Below are 22,804 nucleotides of genomic sequence, written 5' to 3' on the forward strand. Positions count from 1 at the left end.
ACTTGCTGCAATTGCGAGTGCAACATTCGGAGTTTAATTTGATGAGTCGTACATTTGGACGCCCAGATTCGCGAGGCAGCGGTCCACGTCCAGCGCGCCAGCACCCGCCGACCAGCGCATCGCAGACGCAAAAGAAGCATTACGGGAAACCCGCGCAGTCAAAGGATCCCGCCCAGACGGCATCTATATTCAAGACTCGAGCGTTCAAAGTACTTGTCGACGCTGTTGGTGCAGAAAATGTAGCGTTGGGTCTCGACTCGAATCTGGCCCGCATCGCAGAATTGGTCAGCGGCGAGCGTTTTACGCCCGAGACAGCGTTTCACATGGAAACGACGCTTGGTCTTCCCGATGGTTTCTTCGATCACCCAAACCCAACGTTGCCACCAGACGTGATCGCACGACTGCGCTCTCCGCTGGAAAATCGGCCAACTGACAGCGTATTTGATGACCCAGTGGAAGCTTCGCCAAGTCATAAGTCAGCCAATCATACAAAACACCCCGTTTTGAGCGAAGCTGTAACAGCCAAGGATGTCGATATGCCAAGAAAGACCAGCACTGCACCCGCGCCGGCCAGCAAGAAGGGCAAGGCGATCGCGCCGAAAGATGCCGGCGCAAGCGCGAAGGCCGATCAGTCGAAGGGTGTTTCGAGGGCGGCTAAGGCAGCGCAGCAACAGTCGCTTGAACTGGCGAGCACACTTTCAATTCCTGAGGTTCGACAGGCGAACCTTCATATCTTGACTGCCCGCAATGGATCGAAAGCGCTGCTAAGTCGAATGTTGAACCTAAGCCAGTCAAACATGGCGCATCGGTTGCACGGGAAAAAGCGTTTGGACGATGTCGAGGTGAAACGCTTTACCGATGTACTAGAGCTGCCAGCGGGGTGGCTCGACACGCCACGACAGACGCACGATGTGCCTGACCACGTGAACGAGCTCCTCGCACCGACCTCAAGAAAACGCAAGACTGCGACGCCCACAGCAACAAGTTATAAACCGCAAGCGGCGGTAGCGAAACATCTTGTGGACGAAACTAGCACGGTGCCTCAACCGCAAACCGTCAGCGTCCCAGACCAAGACGTTACAGGTAACCTAATGGAAAATGTCACCACTGTAGCGAACGCTGCAGACTTCCTTAAGAAACCCGTTGATGCGGTTGATGGTGCCAACCAAAACAACCAACCGTCGAACACTGGGAAAGACTTGGCCAACGAAGCGCTTTCGCTTTCAGTGGCGAGCGACCTTGCTCATTTGCGTGGGATTCCACCCATCGCTGAAGCATTGCTGAAGACAATTGCTGCGAAGGCGCGGACCGGGCTTCTGAACGAAAACAAGGCGTTGGAGCTCTTGCAACAAATGATTTTGCTCTGATGAATCTTTGGTCAAGGATCAATTTCTCAATTGATCATGACGACAAGTTCGTTTAGATGGTCTGGGATGCGGTGTGGGGCGGCACAAATAGGTTGATGCAAATCTGCGCCGGATCAGACGCCGTTATTGGTTGATGCGTCGCATCCAGGGCTATTCGAAGACCGGCAACGATATAGTCGGCCTGCGGTATGGCATTTAAACCCAGCATCGCGCGACGAACGATGCGGAGCCGCAAGGTTACCTCCGCTCACCAACTATGAAGCGATGGGGCTCGCTGTTTGCAAGATCTTTTGATTGTTTTCACCGCAGCGCTTGTACCACTTCTGGGCAATTGCGCGGTTAGGGACCGAGTCTCCTGACGCCGTGCATCCCCAGCGATTCTCCCAGTAGAGAGCAAGTGTCTGCGCAGCTTCGCGATGGCCAAATCCGAATGCCATCTCGTATCTTGCCTTCGCGAGCTCGACATCAAGCGCTTCGCCGCGCCCAAGCCGGGCACTATCGCCCAGCGCCGCTGCCGAAAGTCCCTTCAGCTTGTCTTGCGCGTTTTCATCTTTCAATACGTCGACGAGGATGCGATTGGCCGATTCCGGATCGCTGTCGCCGCCCGTGCCAGCGAAGAGCGACAGGGCGTAAGTGACGCGCAACGCGGGATGCTTGTCGATGCCGATCTGCATGAGGAGCTTACGGCCCAAATACGGAGCACCGGAAATTGAAGATAGAAGCAGGGCGTTTGCGGTCGTGGCAATTGACTCGAGCGGGGCAAAGCCCGATTTGTACGCGGATACAACATGTCGATAGAACTGTTCGATGTCGAGCGCAGCATCGTGAACCTTAAGCGCTTGCCACTCTCGATGGATTTGGTTAAACCAACTCAATTCGGCCATATGAATTTCCTCGCGTAACGATGCGGGATATATTACTCTTGATAAGGCGGTGCTTGAGTGAATGACGGTCTTTGTTACGACTTACTTGATTCACTGAATGACCGTCCCGAAACAACGTCTGCTCACACAGCGGCAAATGCTCCAGGGCATGCTTCTCTTTGCCTACTTATCCGTAGGACAACGGCGGATGTGCGCATCCTCGATTCAGGATAGACGTAGGAAGAAGCCTTGAGTTTGCGCAACGCAGCTCGCGTCTACAAAGGAATGAACAAACGAAGTCTGAATAAGATTCCAATAGTGCAAGGGCACCGCTGTTCTTCGACCGACAATCGATAAGAACTCGATGCTCAAGTATCCGAGCTTTGAAAACGAAGCGGTAAGGCTGCAATCGAAAATATCGATGTACGCGGATGTAATGCTTTGAACTGACAAGTTTGTTTGCGTAAATCAAGCGTCGTGGCATAGTGCTAGCATTCACTATTTGGAGGTCACGATGCCCACACTCGAAGTCATTCAAGAAAAGCTAAAGAAGTTGCAGGCGCAAGCCGACGTGCTCATAGCAAAGAAAGCGCAGTCCGCGTTGGAGCAAATCCGTCGCCTGATGCTAGAACACAGATTGACGACCGAAGATATCGAAGAAAAAACGAAAGCAAGGCGGGAAGCAAAAGGGGACAGCGGTTTGGCTATTGGGTCAAAGCGCAAAGCATCCAATGCCCGTGGCACCAAAGTCGCTCCCAAGTTCCAGGACCCAAAGAGTGGTGCCACATGGACCGGCCGGGGAAGTGCACCGGCTTGGATCGCTAAAGCGAAAAACCGCAGTCGGTTTCTGATTCAAGGTGATGCGGTGGCGGCTCACGCGGCGTCTCCCGAAATTGAGAACGCGGAAGCAACGACGACAGCGAAACCGCGTGGGTACCGAACGGGACCGCAGCCGGCTAAGTATCGCGACCGCAAGTCAGGTGCAACATGGAGCGGAAAAGGACGCGCACCGGCATGGCTTGCGAACGTCAGAGATCGCACCAAATTCCTGATTGAGGAGGAGGGTGCATCGCCTGTTGCTGAAGTCGCGACCAAAGCGGCGCGTAAAGCGTCTGCTGTAGGCAAGAAGGCGAATGCAGCAAAAAAGCCAACGCGGAAAGTTGCAGCGAAGAAAATCACCGCAAAAAAGGCCGCCGCCACAAAAAATGAGGTGAAGGAAGCAACGCCGAGACAATCCGTTGCTGCTAGCAAGAAGGTTGCTGCGAAGAAAACAGGGACTGTCGCTAAAAAGAGAGTTGCAAAGAAGGTGAGTGGTTCAGGCAGTGCTGCGAAGGCAGCAACGGTAGCTGACGATAACGGCAGTACCCAAGCAGCCATTGAAGCGCCCGTAGTGTAAAACGGGTGAGAGCGCGCGGGCGGCCTTTTGGCCGCTCGCTCCCGATGCGGAGCGCAACGGCGCGCGTGAAAAGCCTGTTGACCAAGCAGTGTCAATAGTTGCCGTTCTTGCAACTCCGAGATCGGACGAGAGCACCACATAATTTGTGGATGGGCGGAAACACACCACGTGCAACTGAAGGCTCGGGCTCTGCGATTTTTCTTTCTTTCTGCTCGGACAGCAAGCCTGTCCGCTTTCGGAGTGGCTGCTACGACTGGCGTGGCAACTGCGCATCTGGCATGACTTGCCCTATTGCGTAGCGAGCGCACGAAGCGATCCGGAATCGTCGATGAACCCGGCAAGCTCGCAGCTGATAGAGACGACTCGCGTACTTCTCAATGCAGCCAAATCTGCCGGCATGGCGGTGAAGGAAGTGACGACAGAGGATATCTTCGAACTTGTCACGACATTATCCTGGGGCGTTGATCGTTTCGGCGACGACGAGCAAGCTGCCCGCAGGCGAGTTGCCATTGCGACTGTGAGCATCTTTCGCGAGACGTGACGTTCCGAGCACGCTGAGCCAGGACTTACGCTTTTATTTGGCTTCCATCGAAGTGCCGATGGCAATGACCGGATTAATTCGCATTGGTGTTGATTTTCGAGTGCCCATGTCGAATAGATCACGGCATGAAAATAAAAGTTCTGGCGTTCGCGCGTCAGGGCCTAAGAATTCACCACGCCAATCCAACGATACGGCTTGCAGCGGATCGCTCCAATTATTGATGCGTTGCGGACCTGGCTTCGTCGGATTGGAAGCGTACCGTCCACGGGTCTTCAGCCAGCACGCTCGGGTCCGCGATGAGCGTGTCCTGCGTCGGTCCGAATAACGCATACGGCAAATAGCCATAGCCGTTATCGCCGAAAGTCGGTCCCCAGGAATTTTCGCTTTCTACCAGGCCGGTGGCGTCGTCGTAACCGATGGCCAGAACGAAGTGGTAGCCGTCGGCAAGATCGGAAGCAGGTTGATGGAAAGGGTTCATGTCATTTACAGGGCCGCCTGCATAACCGGTGGCTTTGCCAGCAGATCCAACAGAACCACCCCCGGAGCCCATAGCGCCGCCTGCGGAGTCCACAGCGCCACCTCCAGAGCCCACGGCGCGGCCCGCTGAGCCCACAGAACCGCCTGCCGAACCAGCGGATACGCTCGATGCACCGGTCCGGACGTCGCCGAGTGCTGCGGTCGGCACAGGGAACACGCCGGTTCGCCATGTCGGCGATAAAACCGCGTCGCTGCCATAGCCGACCGAGCGCGCCACAGGAAAGGCAACGGGCACAGGATAGCCGTCGGCGATCGACACTTTCATGGCTCGCAGCGTCGTTACCCTGTACACCTTCGCCAGCTTGCGCGTTACTGCATCGTCGAAGGCGCTCGCGGGCGGCTCGACCGCGAACTTCGCCGTGTCGTAGGGCCATAGACTTTCGACGCACACGCCGTAGTTCTCAAGCGCCTCGACGACCGCGTCGGCTTTGCATCCCGAATCGTCGCCGTTTTGTTCCTTCTCGATCAGTACGCGAGTCGCGTAATAGCAAAAGAGCGGCGACAGACATTCATCTTGTCCATCGCGCATGTGCAGGAACCGCAATGCGCTGGTGAACGCGAAGGCCGCGCATGACTGGATAGGATCCTGATCGAGGACGGGCGGGCACATCGAACGCAAGCTTGCCGAAGCCGGCGGTTCCCGCAATGTTTTGTTCGCAGTCGCTATCTTGAGTTCGGGCCGGGCGAGCGGCTTGAGCCGTCGCGCAGTTGAAGCGAGCTTCCGCACAACGCCATCCACATGAACGGCAGGCGTGACCGCCAATGCCGGAGCGTCTGCCCCCGCGTGCTCACCTCGTGTGTTGCTCCGACCCGCTTGCACTTGACCGGTTTCCACTTCGTTTTGCACGTGACTCCCTTTTTTGTGAGCGATTGCTTTCGATTCAACAACCGCAATCGTCTTATTTTGGGCGAGCGGGCGTTAAGCCAATCGTCGATCACAAGGGCGATTACCGCCTATTTCCGCATACTGCGGGCGGCGAAGTATGTTAGCGAGCGCGGCCGGGTGCAGGCCTGCATCTTTACCAAGCCGGTCATAAATGGCGAGGTTGAGGCAACGCCGGCGTGAACGAGCGTCGCGAGTCAATGGCCGACGTCGAAAGAACATTCGCGCTATCAGCGTGCCGTGACAGCCACGGGATTTGAAGGCGCAATCTCCAGGGCAATATTCTCGAACAATCGCGATGCCGCTGACACGTCCGGCGAATCGGCATTTTTCGTTGCCGTTACCGCGATCGAAATACCGTTTTTTTCAAGGTACGCCGATACACCTGAATAGCCGAAGAACGACGGGTTTTGCAACAGCCAGCCATTGACCACGACAATGCCCAACCCGTCGTACGCTTTGCCGCGCGACGTCACCGGATTCTGCGCGATCATTTCTGCTCGCGCGCGTGAAGAGATAAGCTCGCCACCGCCGATTGCCCGCGTGCTTCTGAGGATATCGGGGATCGTGGAAGACATGATTGCGCCGTGTGCGAGCGTCCAGGAGGGGTTCCAAGCGGTCGAATTCTGGTAACTGCCGAGTTCGTTTGAATACGCATTCAATACTGGCAAAGGCATAAACGCATCGTCGTTGCTGAAGGTCTGGTTCAGTTGTAATGGACGCAAAATTCGTTGGCTGATCAACGTGTCGAGCGGCAGTCCTGCGACTTTCGCGAGCACTTGACCAAAGAGCACAAAATTGGCGTGCGAATACGCGAAACAGGTCCCTGGATCGCAAACCGACGGTTTGGAGAACGCGTCAGCGAGCAATTCGCTTTCTTGCCATTGTCGATAGACGTTCTCTTCGATCGGAATCGTATTTACATATTCTGGAAACCCCGATGTCGATGCAATCAACATTCGTAGCGTGACCTTACTTGCGTCGCGTATATCGGGCAGATACTTCGACAGTGGATCGTCCAGACTTAATTTTCCTTCGTCCTCGAGTTGCAACGCAACCGTCGACAAGTAGGAAATCGCGACAGCGCCAATACGCCAGTGCATGTCGATGGTAGCTGGCACGTTCGGCGCCGATTCGCCCCACGCCTGCGTGAGCACGACTTGATCGCCCACGCTAACCCCAACGATTGCCGCCCGTAGATCGAGTTGTTGCATCGTGTCTTGTACGGCTCGACGGACCGAATCGGCAACTTGCGAGCTGCTTGTGCAGCCGGTTTCCAACTGAATTTGATCCACGCCACACGCTGCCGTGGAACTGCCGCCGCAACTGGTCAATACGCCGCACGCCAGCGCGACCGAGGCAGTCCATGCAAACCAATCAGATCTTTCGAGCAGCATGAGTAAATAATCCCCGGAGTTGCGCGGTACCTTCAAGATAAAGAATTACGTTCGACGAGGCAATGGTTCCGAGCGAAGATCCGTGAAAACAAAGTCACGGTATGGCAGATTCGTTGTCGACTTGAAGGAAGCAATCCAGTCCAACCTGATCATTCGACGGAATGCTTTGAATCCGGAATGCTTGCTCAAGAAGACTGGATCGGAAAATTCAGAATATGATCCGTGGTCTGTGAGACTTGGCTTTGTCAGTTCGTATAGTTACGATTTTACTTCGCCAACCGCATTCTAGAAGCGCGGGTGACATTGTTTTCTTCGTCTGAAGGTTCGACTAAAGCATTCGATTCACGGGCCGGTGCGAACAGATATTTGTTCTCGGGCGCCGTACACTACCGGGTATTCACTAACGGTCGCACTTGCAGGCCTCATGACCGCGCATTGTTATATGTTGCTGCGGCCCACTAAATCTTATCTTTGAGCGACCGCGCGCCAAACGACAAAAACTTGTATGCATTCCTACAAGTTTTGACTTATTATTTCAGGGAAGTAATCAATTAGAATAACGAAAATTGTCTAATTAATTCAGGATCGGCTCCGGTCTCTTGTCGTCAACCAGCGGCGGTCTTCAAAGCATTGCGTCACGGCCAATAAGGAAAACCAAGCAATGATGATCGTCCGCTCTGGTCTTGGGATGCATTTCGCGTCCAGAGGCTGTGTCTTTGCGTCTTCTCTGATCCTATCGATGTTGTTATCGGGTTGCGGCGGCGATGATTCATCGGACCCGGCGTTCGTGAGTGCAGCCAGGCCGCAAGTCGTCCAGCTAATGAGCGATATGCAGGCGCCGGGCGCCGTTGTCTATGTGCAGTCGCCCAAGGGTAATTGGCTGGAATCCTTCGGCGTTGCGGAGCGGGGCACTAGCGCCACGATTCCGACAAACGCAAATTTTCGAGTAGGCAGCGTGACCAAGACATGGACCGCCACGGTCATCCTGCAACTCGTTCAGGAAGGCAAGCTGAGCCTCGCGGACCCCGTCAGCAAGTACATCTCCAACGTGCCGAACGGTACAACGATCACGATCCAGCAATTGCTCGCGATGCGAAGCGGCCTCTACAACTACAGCCGCGACCTCGGGTTCAATCAGACGCTCGACTCGCAGCCGGAGACGCTGTGGACCACAGCTGAGCTCCTGACCATTGCATACAGCCACCCCGAGGTGTTCCCACCCGACACGTCTTTCGACTATTCGAATACGAACTACATCTTGCTGGGCGAGATCATCGAGCACATTACGGGCATGAGCGCCGCCGATGCAATCAAAACCCGGCTCTTCGCGCCGCTTGGCCTGACTGCAACGTATATGCCGCCGGAGGACAATACGGCGATCCCCGCGCCGTCCGCGCACGGTTATCTGTGGGGCACGAATGTGGAGACGGCGACTAGCTCGGCCCTGTCACCCGCACGCCAGGCAGCGGCAAAGGACGGATCATTGCAGCCGACGGACGTCACGAATGCCTCGGCGTCGTGGGGCTGGACGGCGGGATCGGGCATCTCGACGATCAAGGAGCTCGCGGCCGTCGTGCAACGGATGGTTGGTGGCGGCTACCTGAACCCGGACCTGCAGTCGAAGCGGCTTTCCACCTGCACGTCGCTTCGGGCAAGCAACCCGAACGCGCCGTCGTATTGCCTGGGCATCGTCAAATACGGGACGTACTACGGACACAACGGCCAGATCAGCGGCTTCAACACGTTCATGGTGTACGACCCGACGACCGCGACGACGATCGTCGTCTGGACCACGACTGCAGACTCGCCCGACGGCCGCCCGCCCGCCGACACGATCGGACAAATGGTGATCGCGGAGCTCGCCAAGCCGTAACGTGAAGCCGCTCCTCAACTGCTCTATATCAAATAAAAGCCAACTAAACCAGGAGACGGCGATGAAACCATTTATCGAAGCGAGCGGTAAACGATGGCCAATAGCGGTTGCGGCCGCGTTTCTGCTCGCGTCCTGCGGTGGCTCGGATCACAACAGCACGTCGGTCCCGGATGCGATCATGCAGGTGATGCAGAAGCCCGCGTACAAGGGCGCGACCTGGGCGATGCAGGTTGTCGATGTTGATACTGGCCACGTTATTTACGATCTCAACTCCGGCTCGCAGATGTTCATCGCTTCGGTCCGCAAGGTGTTTACCACGGGCAATGCGCTTAACATCCTCGGCGCGAAGCGCACGCATGTGACTCCCGTTTACAAGCAGGGCACCGTCGACGCAAACGGCACGCTCAACGGCAATCTGATCATGGTGGCGAGCGGCGACTTGACAATGGGCGGTCGCGCCAACCCGGATGGCACGGTTGCGCTCACCGCATTCGATCACAACGAAGCCGATGGTCTCGGCAATGCGCTCCTGAGCGCGCCCGACCCACTGGCGGGATTCAACGCCATCGCGGCTCAAGTGGCCGCTGCGGGCATCAAGAAGGTCAATGGTGACGTCGTGATCGACGATCGTCTTTTCGATGCGTTCCAATATCGCGATGAGGAAGGCTTCAACGTCACGCCAATGATGGTCAATGACGATGTCGTCGACATCTCGTTCAGCCCGAGCGCGCAAGGTGCGCTTCTTCCGTTCACCTATCGGCCCATGTCTGCAGCGTTCTCCGTGCAGTCGACGCTAACAACGGGCGCGGCGACATCAGATTTCTCCGTCGATCTTAACCCCGAACCGCCGGATGATGTACCCAAGTGCTTTGGTGCGGCGAATTGCGTGGGCGAAGTCAGCGGTACGGTGCCTGCGGGCGTGGCGCCTCCGCTGACCGGCGCGTACCCGCTGGTGCGCACGTTCCGTGTGAGCCAACCGTCTACGTATGCGCGTACGGTCTTTATCGAAGCGCTGACGCGTGCGGGCGTGACGGTGGCTGCCGCGCCGCTCAAGACCAACCCCGTGGCACTGCTGCCGGCGCAAGGCTCGTATTCGAGCACGCAGCAGGTGGCGGCGCTCACGTCCGCGCCATACGCGCAAGACCTTCGGTTCGTGAACAAAGTCAGCTATAACATTGGTGCTGACGTGACGCTGTTGCTTTATGGACTCGCCAAGAACGGTTCGCGATCGATGGCCACTGCGCTTGCGACAGAACAAAGCGAGCTTTCGTCCGCGTTCAAGATAACGCCGGACCAGTATCACTTCGAGGACGGCAGCGGCGGCGGCGACACCACGGCGACCGCTACGGCTGTCATTGCGATGCTACGCGGCATGCGCCTGATGCCCGACTATGCAACTTACGTCGACATGATGCCATCGCTCGGCGTCGATGGATCGCTTACGACGGTCACAGACTTTGAGTCTGACCAAACACTGGCCGGGGCGAAAGGCCGCGTGTACGCGAAGACGGGCACCTATGTCGGCCTTAGCACGAGCCAGCCGCAAATGCCGCTTCTCAAGGCACAAGCGCTTGCTGGTTACATCGATGCGAAGAGCGGCCGTCGGATCGCCTTCTTCCTGACAATGAACAATGCCGTGTTCGAAGGCTTTCCGACCGTCCTGAACGCCTTCCAGGATGAAGGCGAGATAGCGGCGCTGCTCTGGAAGCTGCAATGACGCCACAGCGTCATACATCTGGCCTATCTCGTCGTGGCAATGGCATTGATGGTATTCGTGCATCGTTTCCGGTTGTTCTTGCCGCGATCGCTTCCTGCATGCTTGTCGCGAGTTGCGGAAGCGACGGCGACAGCACGACTGACCCGATCGCGCAGGTCATGAACAAGCCGCGCTATACGAGCGCGAAATCGCAGTGGTCGTTGGTCATGATGGACGCAAGCACGGGCGAAGTGCTCCAGTCGCTGCAACCTGACAAGCTCGTGCTGACTGCATCGGTACGCAAGCTATATTCCGTGGCCACGGCGCTCAACGTCATCGGCGCGGATCACCGGTTTGTCACACCGGTGTATCGCAACGGTCCAGTTGATTCGTCCGGCAAGCTCACGGGCGATCTGATTCTCAAGGCGTCGGGAGATCTTACGTTTGGCGGACGGCAGAAGCCCGACGGTACCGTTGACTACACCGACTTCGATCACAACGATGCGCGTGGCTTCAGCGGTGCCATACTCACCCCTGAAGATCCGCTGACCGCCATGAATGAATTAGCGCGGCAGGTGAGGGCGTCGGGGATTACGTCGGTGACTGGCGAGGTGATCATCGATGATCGTCTGTTCGATACATTTCGTGTTCCTAACGGTCCCGTGCTGATTTCACCGATCCAGATCAACGAGAATGTGGTTGACATAACGCTCTCGCCGGGTGGATCTGCGGGCCAGGCTGGATTGCTCGACTGGCGGCCCCGCACTAGCGCGATGACGATGCAGGGCGAATCGCAGACGGCTGCGGCGAACACCGATGCCGACATACTCGTCTCCGGGAACGATCTGAATGAGGCGCCGATTTCCTGCGCCGCCACACCGGGTTGTAAGGGCACGCTATCGAGCAGAGAAAGTCTTTCCGCCCCCGCCACAATTCCGCACGGCTACGTGGCGCCGTTCGTTGGCAACGGCCTTTATGTAAGTATCCTGCGGGTGGAAGATCCGCCGTCGTTTGCGCGCACGGCTTTCATCGATGCGTTGACGAGGGCGGGAGTATCGGTATCGGCGCCTGTGGTTGAGCCGAATCCGTCAGCCGCGTTACCGCCGACGCAGGACTATCCAGCAACGGCACAAGTCGCGAGCTTTACGTCGCTGCCCTATTCCGAATTCGCCAAGCTCGTGTTGAAGGTGAGCCTGAATACGGGCGCGAACCTGAGCCTAATGTATCAGGGACTAGCGCAAAACGTGCGTACCGTCGGCGACGCGCTCGGTACCGAGCGCAAGTTCCTGACCGGCACGCTCGGGCTCGACGGTGCCGGCTTCAACTTCCCGACCAATGGCAGCGGCACGCCCGACAGTCAGGCAACCGCCCGGACGACCGCAACGCTTCTGACCAATATGAGCCGTCTGCCCGTCTATCCTGTGTATCACGATGCGCTCGCGATACTCGGCGTTGACGGATCGCTCGCGGCAACCGGCAAGGACGTAGTCGGCAAGGACCACATCTTCGTGAAGAGCGGCGCGACTGTGGAAGGCGGGGAAATGGTCGCGATAAACATGGCAGGTTATATCGACTCAAAGAGTGGCCGGCAGCTTGCGTACGCGCTGTTCGTGAACCACGCCGGTCCCATCACCGCGCTTACCGATTCGTTGGAGGTTTTCAACGACGAGGCAACAATCCTCGGCATCCTGTATGCAAAATACTAAGGTGAGAGGAAGCTTCATTGCCGTATCGTCTTGATGATCCGGTCAACCTTCCGTTTGACATTTTTGGCACTCAGATCGATTGATGAGTACGGTGTTCCTAAGCAAGCCGCTGGGAAGTCACTCGTCGATACGCACGATAGCGTCGTCTACCCCTATGCGGCCTCGTGTGAGTTTCTTCGCCGTTATTGTTCAGCCATTGGCGACCGTTTTCGTCGAGGCCGGAAATTAGTGTGGTCTCGGGTGTCCAGAGCTCTGGCGAGACGGACAAGCCGCGCTCCACCAAATAGCGCTCCAGTGCCCACCAGCCAGACGTGGGGAGCATTGAATATGTCACTACCTGCGGTCCGCTGAATCATGGCTTACGATTAAACAATGACATCGTTAAAATCATTCAAACGAAATAAGAACGTGATTCACCTGCCTTTGCTTTCATAAAGCACGAGGACCGGTCGAGGCCCGCACGACTAGCTTCGGCTGAGGCGCGATTACCATAGATGGCGGTGCGCCGGGCGTGTCGATCAGATTGATGAGACTCTGGACCGACAACTCCGCGACTGCCTCCGCGTTAATTGCGATCGTCGTTAACGCTGGATGGACTTGATGACACAGTTGGATGTCTGTTATGCCAATCACCGAAACGTCGTCAGGTACGTGCAACCCCTGTGACAAGAGCGCCTGAACTGCGCCAATTGCGAGTAAATCATTGGTTGCGAACAGGGCGGTCAGGTGTGGCATGTCGGCCATAAGTTGCATGCATGCAGCGTAGCCTGAGTCAATCGAGTCGCGTATGGTAAGCGTCGCGCGCACGTCGACAGACAACCCGACTTCGTGCAGCACCGCTCTGAATCCGCTTGAACGTGCATCCTGCAGACCGCCTGAGCCGTCGCCAACGAGCATGCCAATGGCGCTGTGCCCAAGCTCAAGCAGATGACGCGCCGCGAGCGCTCCCGCATGCGCAAAATCTACAGCGACGCAGGGCAAAGCGGGCGGATCCTCGGGATGCTCCCACATCGAAAGCAGGATCGGGGCACGGTGCATAGCTGAGACACATAGCTCGTTGATAGCAATGTCAGTGTTCATGACTAATACACCGTCAGCGAGTGTGCCTGCGATCTGGTTAAGATAGGCGCGCCCGATATCAGCGTTATCGTCCGTGTTGCAGACCATCAAAAATCGGCCCGCGCGGCGCGCTTCGCGCTCGGCTGCAAGCACAAACTCAGGATAAAACGGGTTCGATAGGTTGGAGAGCATCAATGCGAGCATCGACGAGCGTCCCTCTGCTAGGGCTCGCGCATTAAGGTTTGGCCTGTAACCAAGTTCATTTATTGCGTTGAGTACACGCTCCACAGTTTCAGGGCGCACCTTGTCGCGGTTGCGAAGGACATTAGAAACTGTCGCTGCAGTTACCTTTGCTAATGCAGCGACTTCTACGAGCGTTACCATTCGGTTCCCACATTTAGGGATTGCTATTCAAATGTTGCGCTACTGGTAGCGCGTTGCTAACTTTCTACGAAACACAACGGAGACAAAAACCATGACTTGCTTTCTAAACCTCGAATTTAAGCGCTTAAACCTGCTGTCCGCAACCCAAATTTTTCCGCGTAGGTAATTTAAGCGCTTAAATTCGGGGGTGACGTGGCATCGATTTCTCTTAAAGACGTTCAAAAATCTTATGGAACGAACTCACCGGTGATCAGGCGGCTTAACCTCGACATCGGTCAGCATGAGTTCTGTGTTTTCCTGGGCCCGTCGGGCTGCGGAAAGTCGACACTGTTGCGCATGATTGCGGGGCTCGAGGAATTGAGCGAAGGCGAACTGCTCATCGACGGTCGGCGAATGAATGAAGTTCCTGCCGCCGAGCGTGGGATCGCGATGGTGTTTCAAAGCTACGCGTTGTTCCCACACATGACAGTGTTCGAAAACATGGCGTTCGGGCTACGGATAGCAAAACAACCGAAGCACTTGATCGAACGCCGTGTACGAGAAGCCGCTCGCGTTCTTCAACTTGAGGCGCTCCTTGACCGACATCCGAAAGCGCTCTCAGGCGGTCAGCGTCAGCGCGTAGCTATCGGCCGGGCAATCGTGCGCGAACCCGGCGCGTTTCTCTTTGACGAACCATTGTCAAATCTGGATGCGGCATTGCGAGGCCAGACGCGGGTAGAAATTGCACGACTTCACCAGCAGTTCGCTAATGCAAGCGTGGTGTACGTGACCCATGACCAGATTGAAGCCATGACGCTCGCTGACAAGATTGTCCTGCTGCACGCGGGCGCTGACGCCGAGCGGTTTGGCAGCATTGCGCAGTGTGGCGCGCCACTTGATCTGTACCACCATCCGCGCTCAAAGTTTGTTGCGGGGTTCATTGGCTCACCGCGCATGAACTTTATTGACGCCGTGGTGGACGCTATCGAGCCGGGCAGCGTAAGCGTGAAGCTCGCGCAAGGCGACGGCCGCCTTGTCGCGCATGTAAATGGCGAGCACCTGCGCCGCGGACAGGCTGTCACGCTCGGCGTGCGGCCCGAGCACCTGCGCCTTGAGGGAGATGACCCGTTTATCAACACTACCGCTGCGCTGACTGAGCGTCTCGGCGAACACAGCTACATTCACGCCGAGCATGCGAACGGCCTTTTAATTACAAAGGCACCAGGAGATACATCTGTGCGTGCGGGCGAGCGCATGGCCATTCACGTGCCGCCACAAGCATGCCATTTGTTTGACGCCGACGGTGTGGCGCTCGCGCGCGCGTTGCGCACCCCAGCTCTCATTGCAGCCTAAACGCAAACCAAGTTGTCAGCTATCCGCCATAGAGCGGGTTCACCTGCCGCGTGCATTCGCAACCGGCAAACAAAGTAGTCCAGGAGACAAAAAGATGATTGCAGACCGGATCGCAGCCCGTTTTCGTCGCTTTGCCGTTGCGTCGGCCGCAGCGACTGTCCTCGCAGGCCTTGCGCCCATAGCGTCGGTCGACGCTGCGACACTGACAGTTAACGTATCGGCACGGGGAAATCAGCGCTCGACATGGCAGGACGCTTTCGACAAATTCAAGAAAGCCAATCCCGATGTTGATCTTAAAGTGACCTACATCGCCGAGGAAGCATACAAGGTGCAGATGGGCGGTTGGCTCGCTACCGATCCCCCGGACGTGGTTTCATGGCACGACGGCGAACGCATGGCGTATTACGCACAACGTGGCCTGCTCGAAGATCTGACTCCGGACTGGAATAAAGGCGGGTGGTCCGAGCAGTACAAATCAGTCAAAGAGGCATCGACATACAAAGGTAAGCAATACGCAGCTCCCCTTGGTTACGATGCTTACGGGTTCTTCTATCGAAAGGACTTGTTCGAGAAGGCAGGCGTCAAAAGCGAGCCGAAAACCTGGGACGAGTTTCTCGATGCTTGCAAGAAGCTAAAAGCGAGCGGTGTAGCACCGATCGCCGTCGCCGCGCGCGACAGTTGGACCCTCGCCGCATGGTTTGACTACCTCGACCTACGCATCAACGGCAATGCGTTTCACCAGCAACTCATGGCGGGGGAGATCCCGTACACAGACGCGCGCGTGAAAAAAGTCTACACCGTCTGGAAGACGCTCATTGAGGACCACTACTTCATCGATAATGCGCTCGCCTTCGACCTGGACGCCATCGCGCCCTTCCTCGCCAATGGCAAGGCGTCCATGATGTTGATGGGCACCTTCTTCTCGGCGAGTGTTCCGGCTTCGGTCAAGTCGCAGACTGGATTCTTCCGCTTCCCCGTGATTGACACGAAAGTACCGATGGCGGAAGACGGTCCGGTCAACGTCTTATTGATTCCCGCTAAAGCCAAAAATAAGGCCGACGCACACAAGCTTTTAGCATTCATGGAGCAGCCCGAGATTAACGCCGGCCTCGCTCAGGGATGGGGGCAGTTACCGTCGAACAGTAAAGCGGCGGCGCCAGACGATGCGATCTCCCGCGTGGGCTTCCAAATCTTATCAAGCACGCTGGGTGGCATCGCACAATTTTATGACCGCGACATGACGAAAGAGATGGCTGACGAGGGCATGAAGGCGATGCAGCAGTTCTACAGCGATCCGTCGCAACTTGACAGCGTGCTCGGCCGGCTTGAACAGACCCGCAAGCGCATTTACAAGAAGTAGCTCTAAGCGCCGCGGGTGTCGTGACGATACTCGCGTTCGTTTTTATCTCCAGCGAGGCAAATCTATGTCTGCACCCATAGCCGCCCGGCTGCCGGCGCAACAGCGCCCCCGCACGTCCAGTACGCGGCGACGCCAGCACCGTGCCGCGTTCTTATTCTTGTTGCCTGGCTGCGTGTTGTTTAGCTTGTGCGTGATCTATCCGATTGTGAGCAGCATTTCGCTCAGTTTTTATAACTGGGACGGCATGACGCCGAAGAGTTTCGTCGGTTTCGACAACTACATTGAGCTGTTTCATTCAGACACGTTTTACACGGCGCTCAAAAACAACCTCATCTGGCTTGCGTTCTTTTTGCTCGCACCCCCGCTCGGGCTGATGTTCGCGCTGTACTTGAATCAACAGATGCGTGGGATGCGCCTCGTGAAATCGCTGTTCTTCGCGCCCTTTGTGCTTTCGGGCGTGGTGGTCGGGCTGGTGTTCAGTTGGTTTTACGATCCCGCCTTCGGGCTGTTGCGCTTGTTCGTAGGGCATGGAATTCCAGTGCTTGGCGACCCTCACACAGTCACCTTTGGCATCATCTTCGCCGCGCTTTGGCCGCAGACACCTTTTTGCATGGTGCTGTATTTGACGGGCCTTACGTCGATCAATCCTGAAGTCGTGGAGGCGGCCCGGATGGAGGGCGCGCGAGGATTGCGCCTCCTCTGGCACGTGATTTTGCCGCAGCTGCGCCCGGCTACATTCATGGCTGTGGTGTTGACCGTGATCGGTGCGCTGCGCAGTTTCGACCTGATTGCCGTGATGAGTGGCGGCGGTCCATTCGACAGTTCCACCGTACTTGCTTATTACATGTATGACCAAGCTATCAAGTACTACCGAGAAGGCTTTTCAGCCGCAATCGCTGTCGTGCTGTTCGCCATCATGCTTGTCTACATCGTGTTCCACCTACGCCGCATGCTGCGCGAAGAACGTTGATTAATGGAGTTACCCTATGTATCCACTTCCCGTCGAACGTTGGAAACCGATCAACCGCACGCTCTACAAGGTGTCGCTTCCGATCGCGCTCGTGATTTGGCTGCTGCCCATGCTTGCCGTGCTGGTGACGTCTATCCGTTCGAGCGAAGAGTTAACCCAGGGCGACTACTGGGGTTGGCCCAAGCACTTTGCACTATTCGAAAATTACGGGACAGCCCTGGCGCAGACCCCAATGCTGCATTACTTCGCAAATAGCGTGTTGATCACCGTGCCGTCGGTGATCGGCGCGATAGTGCTGGCCTCTATGGCAGGTTTTGCGCTTGCAACGTACCGCTTTCCTGGCAACACCGCGGTGCTATTCGCGTTCGTTGCTGGGAACTTTGTTCCTATTCAGATCCTGATGATCCCGGTGCGCGACATGGCGCTGAAAGCAGGCCTCTTCAACACGGTATGGGCCCTTGTAATTTTCCATGTCTCGTTCCAGACGGGCTTTTGCACGCTCTTCCTGCGTAACTTCATTAAGCAGTTGCCATTCGAGTTGATCGAGGCGGCACGTGTAGAAGGTGCGAGCGAGTGGACGGTGTACGCGCGCATTGTGCTGCCTTTGATCCGGCCCGCACTTGCTGCGCTTGGCATCCTGGTGTTCACATTCGTGTGGAACGACTACTTTTGGGCGTTGTGTCTCACGCAAGGTGATGAGGCCGCGCCGATTACGGTCGGGGTGGTCGCGCTCAAGGGTCAGTGGACTACAGCATGGAATCTTGTCGCCGCGGGCTCCGTGCTCGCTGCGCTGCCTTCGGTACTGATGTTCTTTGCAATGCAAAAGCACTTTGTTGCCGGGCTGACATTCGGTGCGAGCAAGGGTTAGAGGCCAGTTTTTTCAATTACCTGTGAGACTTTTTATGCAACTCGGAGTGTGCTACTACCCGGAACAATGGCCCCGCTCAATGTGGGCCGACGATGCAAAACGGATGGCCGAAATCGGCATCACTCATGTTCGGATCGCAGAATTCGCATGGAGCCGGATGGAGCCGAAACTAGGTGAGTACATATGGGCCTGGCTTGATGAAGCCGTCGAGACGCTTGCCGCAGCCGGCCTTAAAATTGTGCTCGGCACACCAACCGCATCACCGCCAAAATGGTTGATCGACGCGTATCCGGACGTCCTGCCGGTTCGTGCCGATGGTACAACCTGGAACTTCGGCTCGCGCCGTCATTACGACATCACAAGTGCAAGTTACCGGCGTGAATGCTTGCGCATTGTCACGGAGATGGCAGGACGTTATGGCAAGCATCCAGCAGTCGTCGCTTGGCAAACGGATAACGAACTCGGCTGTCACGAGACGGTGCCGAGCTATTCACGACAGGCGCTCACGCGCTTTCAGGCGTGGCTAGAACAACGCTATGTGCGCATTGAGAAATTGAACGAGGATTGGGGTAACGTGTTTTGGAGCATGGAATACCCGAGCTTCGGCGCGATCGGCTTACCAACCCTCACGCCGACTGATGCCAATCCTATTCACCTGCTCGATTTTCGCCGCTTTATGTCGGCCGAGGTAGCGAGCTTTCACCGGGAGCAGGTCGATGTGTTGCGGCGGCTCGCACCGACAGCGGATGTGCTGCACAATTTCATGGGTTTTTTTACTACGTTCGATCACTACGAGTTCGTCAAAGACAAAGCGATCGACGTGGCCGCCTGGGACAGCTACCCGATTGCGCGCACCGAATCAATCGGCTTGCCTGAAGAGCAGAAGGCGCTTTACGCTCGCACCTCACACCCCGATGTCTCGGCTTTTGACCATGATCGTTACCGCTCGATTGGCGGTGGACGATTCTGGATCATGGAGCAGCAGGCGGGACCGGTGAATTGGGCGCCGTGGAACCCTGTACCCGCGAAAGGCATGGTGCGGTTGTGGGCCCTTGAGGCGTTCGCTCATGGCGCGGAACTCGTGTCGTATTTCCGATGGCGGCAATGCCCCTATGCGCAGGAGCAGATGCATTCGGGCCTTAATTTGCCGAACAACGAGCTTTCCCCGGGCGGATTGGAAGTCCAGGAGGTGGCGCGCGAGATCGCGGCGTCTAGCGTACTGTCGCGCCTTGCTGCAACGACACCCGCGGACGTCGCATTGATCTTTGATTACGAAACGCAGTGGATATTTGAGATACAACGTCACGGCAAAACTTTCGACTATCAAATGTTGGCCTTCGACTACTACGAGGCACTGCGCGAAATGGGACTCGACGTCGACATCGTTTCGGCACAGGCAGACCTCTCGGCGTACCGCATGGTGGTCGTGCCGAGCATTGCCGTTATCGACGATGCGCTCATCGAGCAGATTGAACGCAGCTCCGCACAATGGGTGTTCGGTCCACGCAGCGGCTCGAAGACGCCGCAGTTCGCTATTCCTGCCAGTCTGGCGCCTGGTGTCTTGCAGCGCGTGCTACCCATGCAGGTACTTGAAGTTGAGTCGCTACGTGCGAGTCTCGCGCCTACAACGTCGATTGGCGCGACGAATGGCACTGCGGTGCATTGGCGCGAACATGTGAGGGCCAATTCGGACAGCGTAGTGGAAACACGTTTTGGTGACGAGTGGCCGGCAGTCATTGCGAAAGGACGGGTTCGCTACGTGGCCGGTTGGCTCTCCCACGCGCTGCATCGCGCCTTGCTGGAACAGGTGGCGAATACGGCGGGGCTACATGTCACCGTGCTGCCCGAGGGCGTGCGCATCCGTCGACGTGGACCCCTTACTTTTGCGTTCAATTTTGGCGCGAATACGGTGTTATCGCCAGCGCCGGAGGGAGCGCACTTCGTGCTCGGCACAAATCGCCTCGGCACCGGAGACGTGTGCGTTTGGGAAAGCGGGTCCGCAACGTGACTGCAAGCCGAGCACGACCTTCCCTGTGTGCGCCTGTTGATGCTTACTCGCTGCCGACGTCCTCCGACGTGCAAACGCTTTTTACGATAGACGTGAGTGCGCCAATCGATCCACCGCGCGCCGGGCTGCTTCGGCTGGGAACGAACCGGGCGCCGGGTGGTGCAACGATCGATATCAACAATCGGTACATTCTTCGTGACGGCAAGCCGTGGCTCCCCGTGATGGGCGAGTTTCACTATTCGCGGGTGCCCGAACATTTATGGGATGGCGCACTGGCGAAAATGAAGGCCGCAGGCATCGACATTGTCGCAAGCTATGTCGTCTGGAACCATCACGAGTCTGAGCCGGGCCGCTTCGACTGGCGCGGGCGACGTGATTTGCGGCGCTTTGTAGCGGCATGCGCGCGGCATGCCTTGCTGATGTTTGCACGCATTGGGCCATGGGCGCATGGAGAAGTGCGTTTTGGCGGGATACCGGGATGGGTTGTTGACCAAACGCCCACCCGATCAAACGACTCGCTCTATCTTGGGTTGGTTGAGCGTTTTTACCAGCAGATTGCGGAGCAGTTGCACGGTGAACTGTGGAAGGACGGCGGACCGGTAATCGGCGTACAGATCGAGAACGAGTACAACTTGACTGGCCCGGGGCAAGGTTCCGCACACATTGCCAAGCTAAAAAGCCTCGCGCTTGCTGCTGGACTCGATACACCGCTCTATACCGTAACGGGTTGGGACCAGGCGGTATTTCCACACGGCGAGGTGACTCCCGTCTTCGGCGGGTATCCCGATGTTCCCTGGGGCATTTCGCCAACTATGTCGGCTCCCAATGAGGTTTATGCTTTCCGATTCACGAGCCGCGTGGGCGGGGACCTGGGCGCGCAGACGCAAGGTGCAGGCGAAGGCGACGCCGACAAAGTCGTCAACGACACGCCGTTCCTTGGCGCTGAATACGGGGGAGGCGTGCCGACGATGTACCGGCGGCGCCCGGTTATCGATGCGGACGACATCGCTGCGATGCTGCCAGTTCAACTTGGGTCGGGGGTGAATCTCTACGGCTATTACATGTTTCACGGTGGTCGCAACCCGCCGGGTGAGCGTGAAGGCCAAGAGTCCACTGCAACTGGCGGATGGAACGATCTGCCAATCATTAACTATGACTTTCAGGCGCCATACGGCGCAAATGGCGAAGCACATCCGGTGCTCGGCAAGTTGCGTCCGATGCATGCGTTTTTGCATGAATGGGGCGAAATGCTCGCAACCTACGCAGTTCAAGCGCCCACTAAGCAGCCAAAAGGGGCCAATGACCTTGAGACACTACGGTTCTCGGCGCGCTCCGATGGCAAGCGCGGGTTCCTTTTTGTGAACAATCACGTGCGGCAGTACGCGATGCCGACTCAACAGGGCGTGCGCTTCTCGGTACGGCTGAAAAACCGCACAGTGTTATTACCGAGTTGCCGCGTCGACGTCAGATCGGGTGTCTACTTTGTATGGCCTGTCGCATTTCAGATGATCGACGCAGAGCTACGCTATGCGACCGCGCAGCCCATGACTCGCCTTGCCACACCGGAGGGCGATATTTTTGTGTTTAGGGCGGTCGAGGGAATTCCGGCTGAATTCGCTTTCGAGCCTGAGACGTTGCGCGAGTTGTTACCGGATTCGGAGTTGCGGCTTTTTGATGGCGCTCTAGTCGTGACCCTGATACCGGGTGCTCGCATCAAGGTCATCACGGCGCACGGTCACACCCTTACGTTGCTTCTTCTTTCAGCGCACGATGCCGAGCGCACATCTGTATTGCCTTTTCAAGGCATGCGGCGGCTCGTGCGAACAAACGCCGAAGCGTTCGTGTTGAACAATCAGATCGTGCTTCGCACGACGAATACGGCGCTGCAAGTCGACTTTTATCCGCCGCTACAGGTCATACCACCCGCAACGCTTCCGCTTACGCGTGAGGCAACTGGCGACGGGTTCGATAGTTACGCAGCGCAATTCAACTTGAGGTCGTTTGATGTTCAAACGATTGGGCTCCGGCAGGCGCAGAACGTGCCGCCAATAAAGAAGGGTGGCCCAGCGAACGCGAGTGTTGAACCTGCGCCCGAAGCTTTCGGCAGATCGGCGGCATGGCAGATCAATCTGCCCCGGAACGCGCTTGATGGCTTGAGCAACGTTTATTTGTCGATCCAGTATCGAGGTGACGTTGGACGCCTGTTCGCAGGCACTACGCTCATTGACGACCATTTCTTTAACGGATTGCCGTGGCGGATTTCGCTTTCAGATATTCCGAATGACGCGTTGTCCGTACCGCTCATGGTGACGATCCTGCCGCTGCGCACAGACGCGCCGATCTATCTCGACGCGCGTTACGATCCTCGTCCCGAGGCAAAACGTGAAGGAGCCTTACAAACGGTGGCACTTGACGACGTATGCCTTGAGCCGGAATACGAACTCCTTATCGGCTCACCTATATAGCGCTTGTCTTGCACTACCTGAGATGTTATGACCGGCAGGCGAACTCAGGAAGGGTGCCACGGCTGCAATGTCATCGACGGTCGCCGTGCGTCGCAGGGA

General features: G+C 56.9%; 17 protein-coding genes. 13 read left to right on the forward strand and 4 right to left on the reverse strand.

Annotated features, from left to right (window positions below; all coding sequences use genetic code 11):
• The first annotated feature begins 41 nt into the window (after positions 1-41).
• Complete coding sequence (locus tag AXG89_RS42420; RefSeq protein ID WP_062174155.1) at positions 42-1,367, forward strand: hypothetical protein; 1,326 nt, start codon at positions 42-44, stop codon at positions 1,365-1,367.
• Between the two features lie 254 nt (positions 1,368-1,621).
• On the opposite strand, the gene AXG89_RS27630 is transcribed toward AXG89_RS42420, so the two are convergent.
• The gene (locus AXG89_RS27630) at positions 1,622-2,251 is read right to left on the reverse strand and encodes a hypothetical protein (RefSeq protein ID WP_062173805.1); all 630 of its coding nucleotides are present in this window, start codon (positions 2,249-2,251) and stop codon (positions 1,622-1,624) included.
• Positions 2,252-2,744: 493 nt separating this feature from the next.
• On the opposite strand from AXG89_RS27630, the gene AXG89_RS27635 reads away from it, so the two are divergent.
• Positions 2,745-3,626: an H-NS family nucleoid-associated regulatory protein gene (locus AXG89_RS27635; RefSeq protein WP_062173803.1), complete on the forward strand. Its 882-nt coding sequence runs from the start codon at positions 2,745-2,747 to the stop codon at positions 3,624-3,626.
• 283 nt (positions 3,627-3,909) lie between these two features.
• A complete protein-coding gene (locus tag AXG89_RS27640; RefSeq protein ID WP_335671972.1) occupies positions 3,910-4,167 on the forward strand; it encodes an SbtR family transcriptional regulator in 258 nt (85 codons plus the stop codon).
• A 214-nt stretch (positions 4,168-4,381) separates the two neighbouring features.
• Here AXG89_RS27640 and AXG89_RS27645 read toward each other — a convergent pair whose 3' ends face one another.
• The gene (locus AXG89_RS27645) at positions 4,382-5,539 is read right to left on the reverse strand and encodes a C1 family peptidase (RefSeq protein ID WP_162916137.1); all 1,158 of its coding nucleotides are present in this window, start codon (positions 5,537-5,539) and stop codon (positions 4,382-4,384) included.
• On the opposite strand from AXG89_RS27645, the gene AXG89_RS27650 reads away from it, so the two are divergent.
• Positions 5,525-5,770: a hypothetical protein gene (locus AXG89_RS27650; protein ID WP_144029356.1), complete on the forward strand. Its 246-nt coding sequence runs from the start codon at positions 5,525-5,527 to the stop codon at positions 5,768-5,770. The genes AXG89_RS27645 and AXG89_RS27650 overlap by 15 nt on opposite strands.
• Positions 5,771-5,817: 47 nt before the next feature.
• Here AXG89_RS27650 and AXG89_RS27655 read toward each other — a convergent pair whose 3' ends face one another.
• Positions 5,818-6,801: a serine hydrolase domain-containing protein gene (locus tag AXG89_RS27655; RefSeq protein WP_162916136.1), complete on the reverse strand. Its 984-nt coding sequence runs from the start codon at positions 6,799-6,801 to the stop codon at positions 5,818-5,820.
• Between the two features lie 844 nt (positions 6,802-7,645).
• Here AXG89_RS27655 and AXG89_RS27660 point away from each other — a divergent pair.
• The 3 genes from AXG89_RS27660 to AXG89_RS27670 all read left to right on the forward strand — a co-directional run bounded on the left by AXG89_RS27660 (position 7,646) and on the right by AXG89_RS27670 (position 12,259).
• Positions 7,646-8,857 (forward strand): serine hydrolase domain-containing protein, encoded by a 1,212-nt coding sequence (locus AXG89_RS27660; protein ID WP_062173793.1) that lies wholly within the window; start codon positions 7,646-7,648, stop codon positions 8,855-8,857.
• A 61-nt stretch (positions 8,858-8,918) separates the two neighbouring features.
• Entirely contained in the window at positions 8,919-10,574 is a 1,656-nt protein-coding gene (gene dacB / locus AXG89_RS27665) for a D-alanyl-D-alanine carboxypeptidase/D-alanyl-D-alanine endopeptidase (RefSeq protein ID WP_062173791.1), read from the forward strand.
• Complete coding sequence (locus tag AXG89_RS27670) at positions 10,571-12,259, forward strand: D-alanyl-D-alanine carboxypeptidase/D-alanyl-D-alanine-endopeptidase (RefSeq protein ID WP_062173789.1); 1,689 nt, start codon at positions 10,571-10,573, stop codon at positions 12,257-12,259. The genes dacB and AXG89_RS27670 overlap by 4 nt, the downstream gene beginning before the upstream one ends.
• Positions 12,260-12,688: 429 nt before the next feature.
• Here AXG89_RS27670 and AXG89_RS27675 read toward each other — a convergent pair whose 3' ends face one another.
• Positions 12,689-13,702 (reverse strand): LacI family DNA-binding transcriptional regulator, encoded by a 1,014-nt coding sequence (locus tag AXG89_RS27675; protein WP_062173787.1) that lies wholly within the window; start codon positions 13,700-13,702, stop codon positions 12,689-12,691.
• Positions 13,703-13,894: 192 nt separating this feature from the next.
• Between AXG89_RS27675 and AXG89_RS27680 the strand changes: the two genes are divergently transcribed.
• From AXG89_RS27680 to AXG89_RS27705, 6 genes are all read left to right on the forward strand, one after another.
• On the forward strand, positions 13,895-15,034 hold the full coding sequence (locus AXG89_RS27680; protein WP_062173785.1) for an ABC transporter ATP-binding protein: 1,140 nt from the start codon (positions 13,895-13,897) through the stop codon (positions 15,032-15,034).
• Positions 15,035-15,128: 94 nt separating this feature from the next.
• Positions 15,129-16,394: an ABC transporter substrate-binding protein gene (locus tag AXG89_RS27685; protein ID WP_062173783.1), complete on the forward strand. Its 1,266-nt coding sequence runs from the start codon at positions 15,129-15,131 to the stop codon at positions 16,392-16,394.
• Positions 16,395-16,458: 64 nt separating this feature from the next.
• Positions 16,459-17,364, forward strand: coding sequence for a carbohydrate ABC transporter permease (locus tag AXG89_RS27690; protein ID WP_062173781.1), 906 nt, complete (start codon positions 16,459-16,461; stop codon positions 17,362-17,364).
• 16 nt (positions 17,365-17,380) lie between these two features.
• Positions 17,381-18,232, forward strand: a complete 852-nt coding sequence (locus AXG89_RS27695; RefSeq protein WP_062173779.1) for a carbohydrate ABC transporter permease — start codon at positions 17,381-17,383, stop codon at positions 18,230-18,232.
• A 34-nt stretch (positions 18,233-18,266) separates the two neighbouring features.
• Positions 18,267-20,240 carry a beta-galactosidase gene (locus AXG89_RS27700; protein WP_062173777.1) on the forward strand — a complete coding sequence of 658 codons (1,974 nt, stop codon included), beginning with the start codon at positions 18,267-18,269 and terminating at the stop codon, positions 20,238-20,240.
• A 92-nt stretch (positions 20,241-20,332) separates the two neighbouring features.
• Positions 20,333-22,705 (forward strand): beta-galactosidase, encoded by a 2,373-nt coding sequence (locus AXG89_RS27705; protein WP_236873510.1) that lies wholly within the window; start codon positions 20,333-20,335, stop codon positions 22,703-22,705.
• Positions 22,706-22,804 lie beyond the last annotated feature (99 nt).

The sequence above is a fragment of the Burkholderia sp. PAMC 26561 genome, from assembly GCF_001557535.2.
Lineage (GTDB): Bacteria > Pseudomonadota > Gammaproteobacteria > Burkholderiales > Burkholderiaceae > Caballeronia.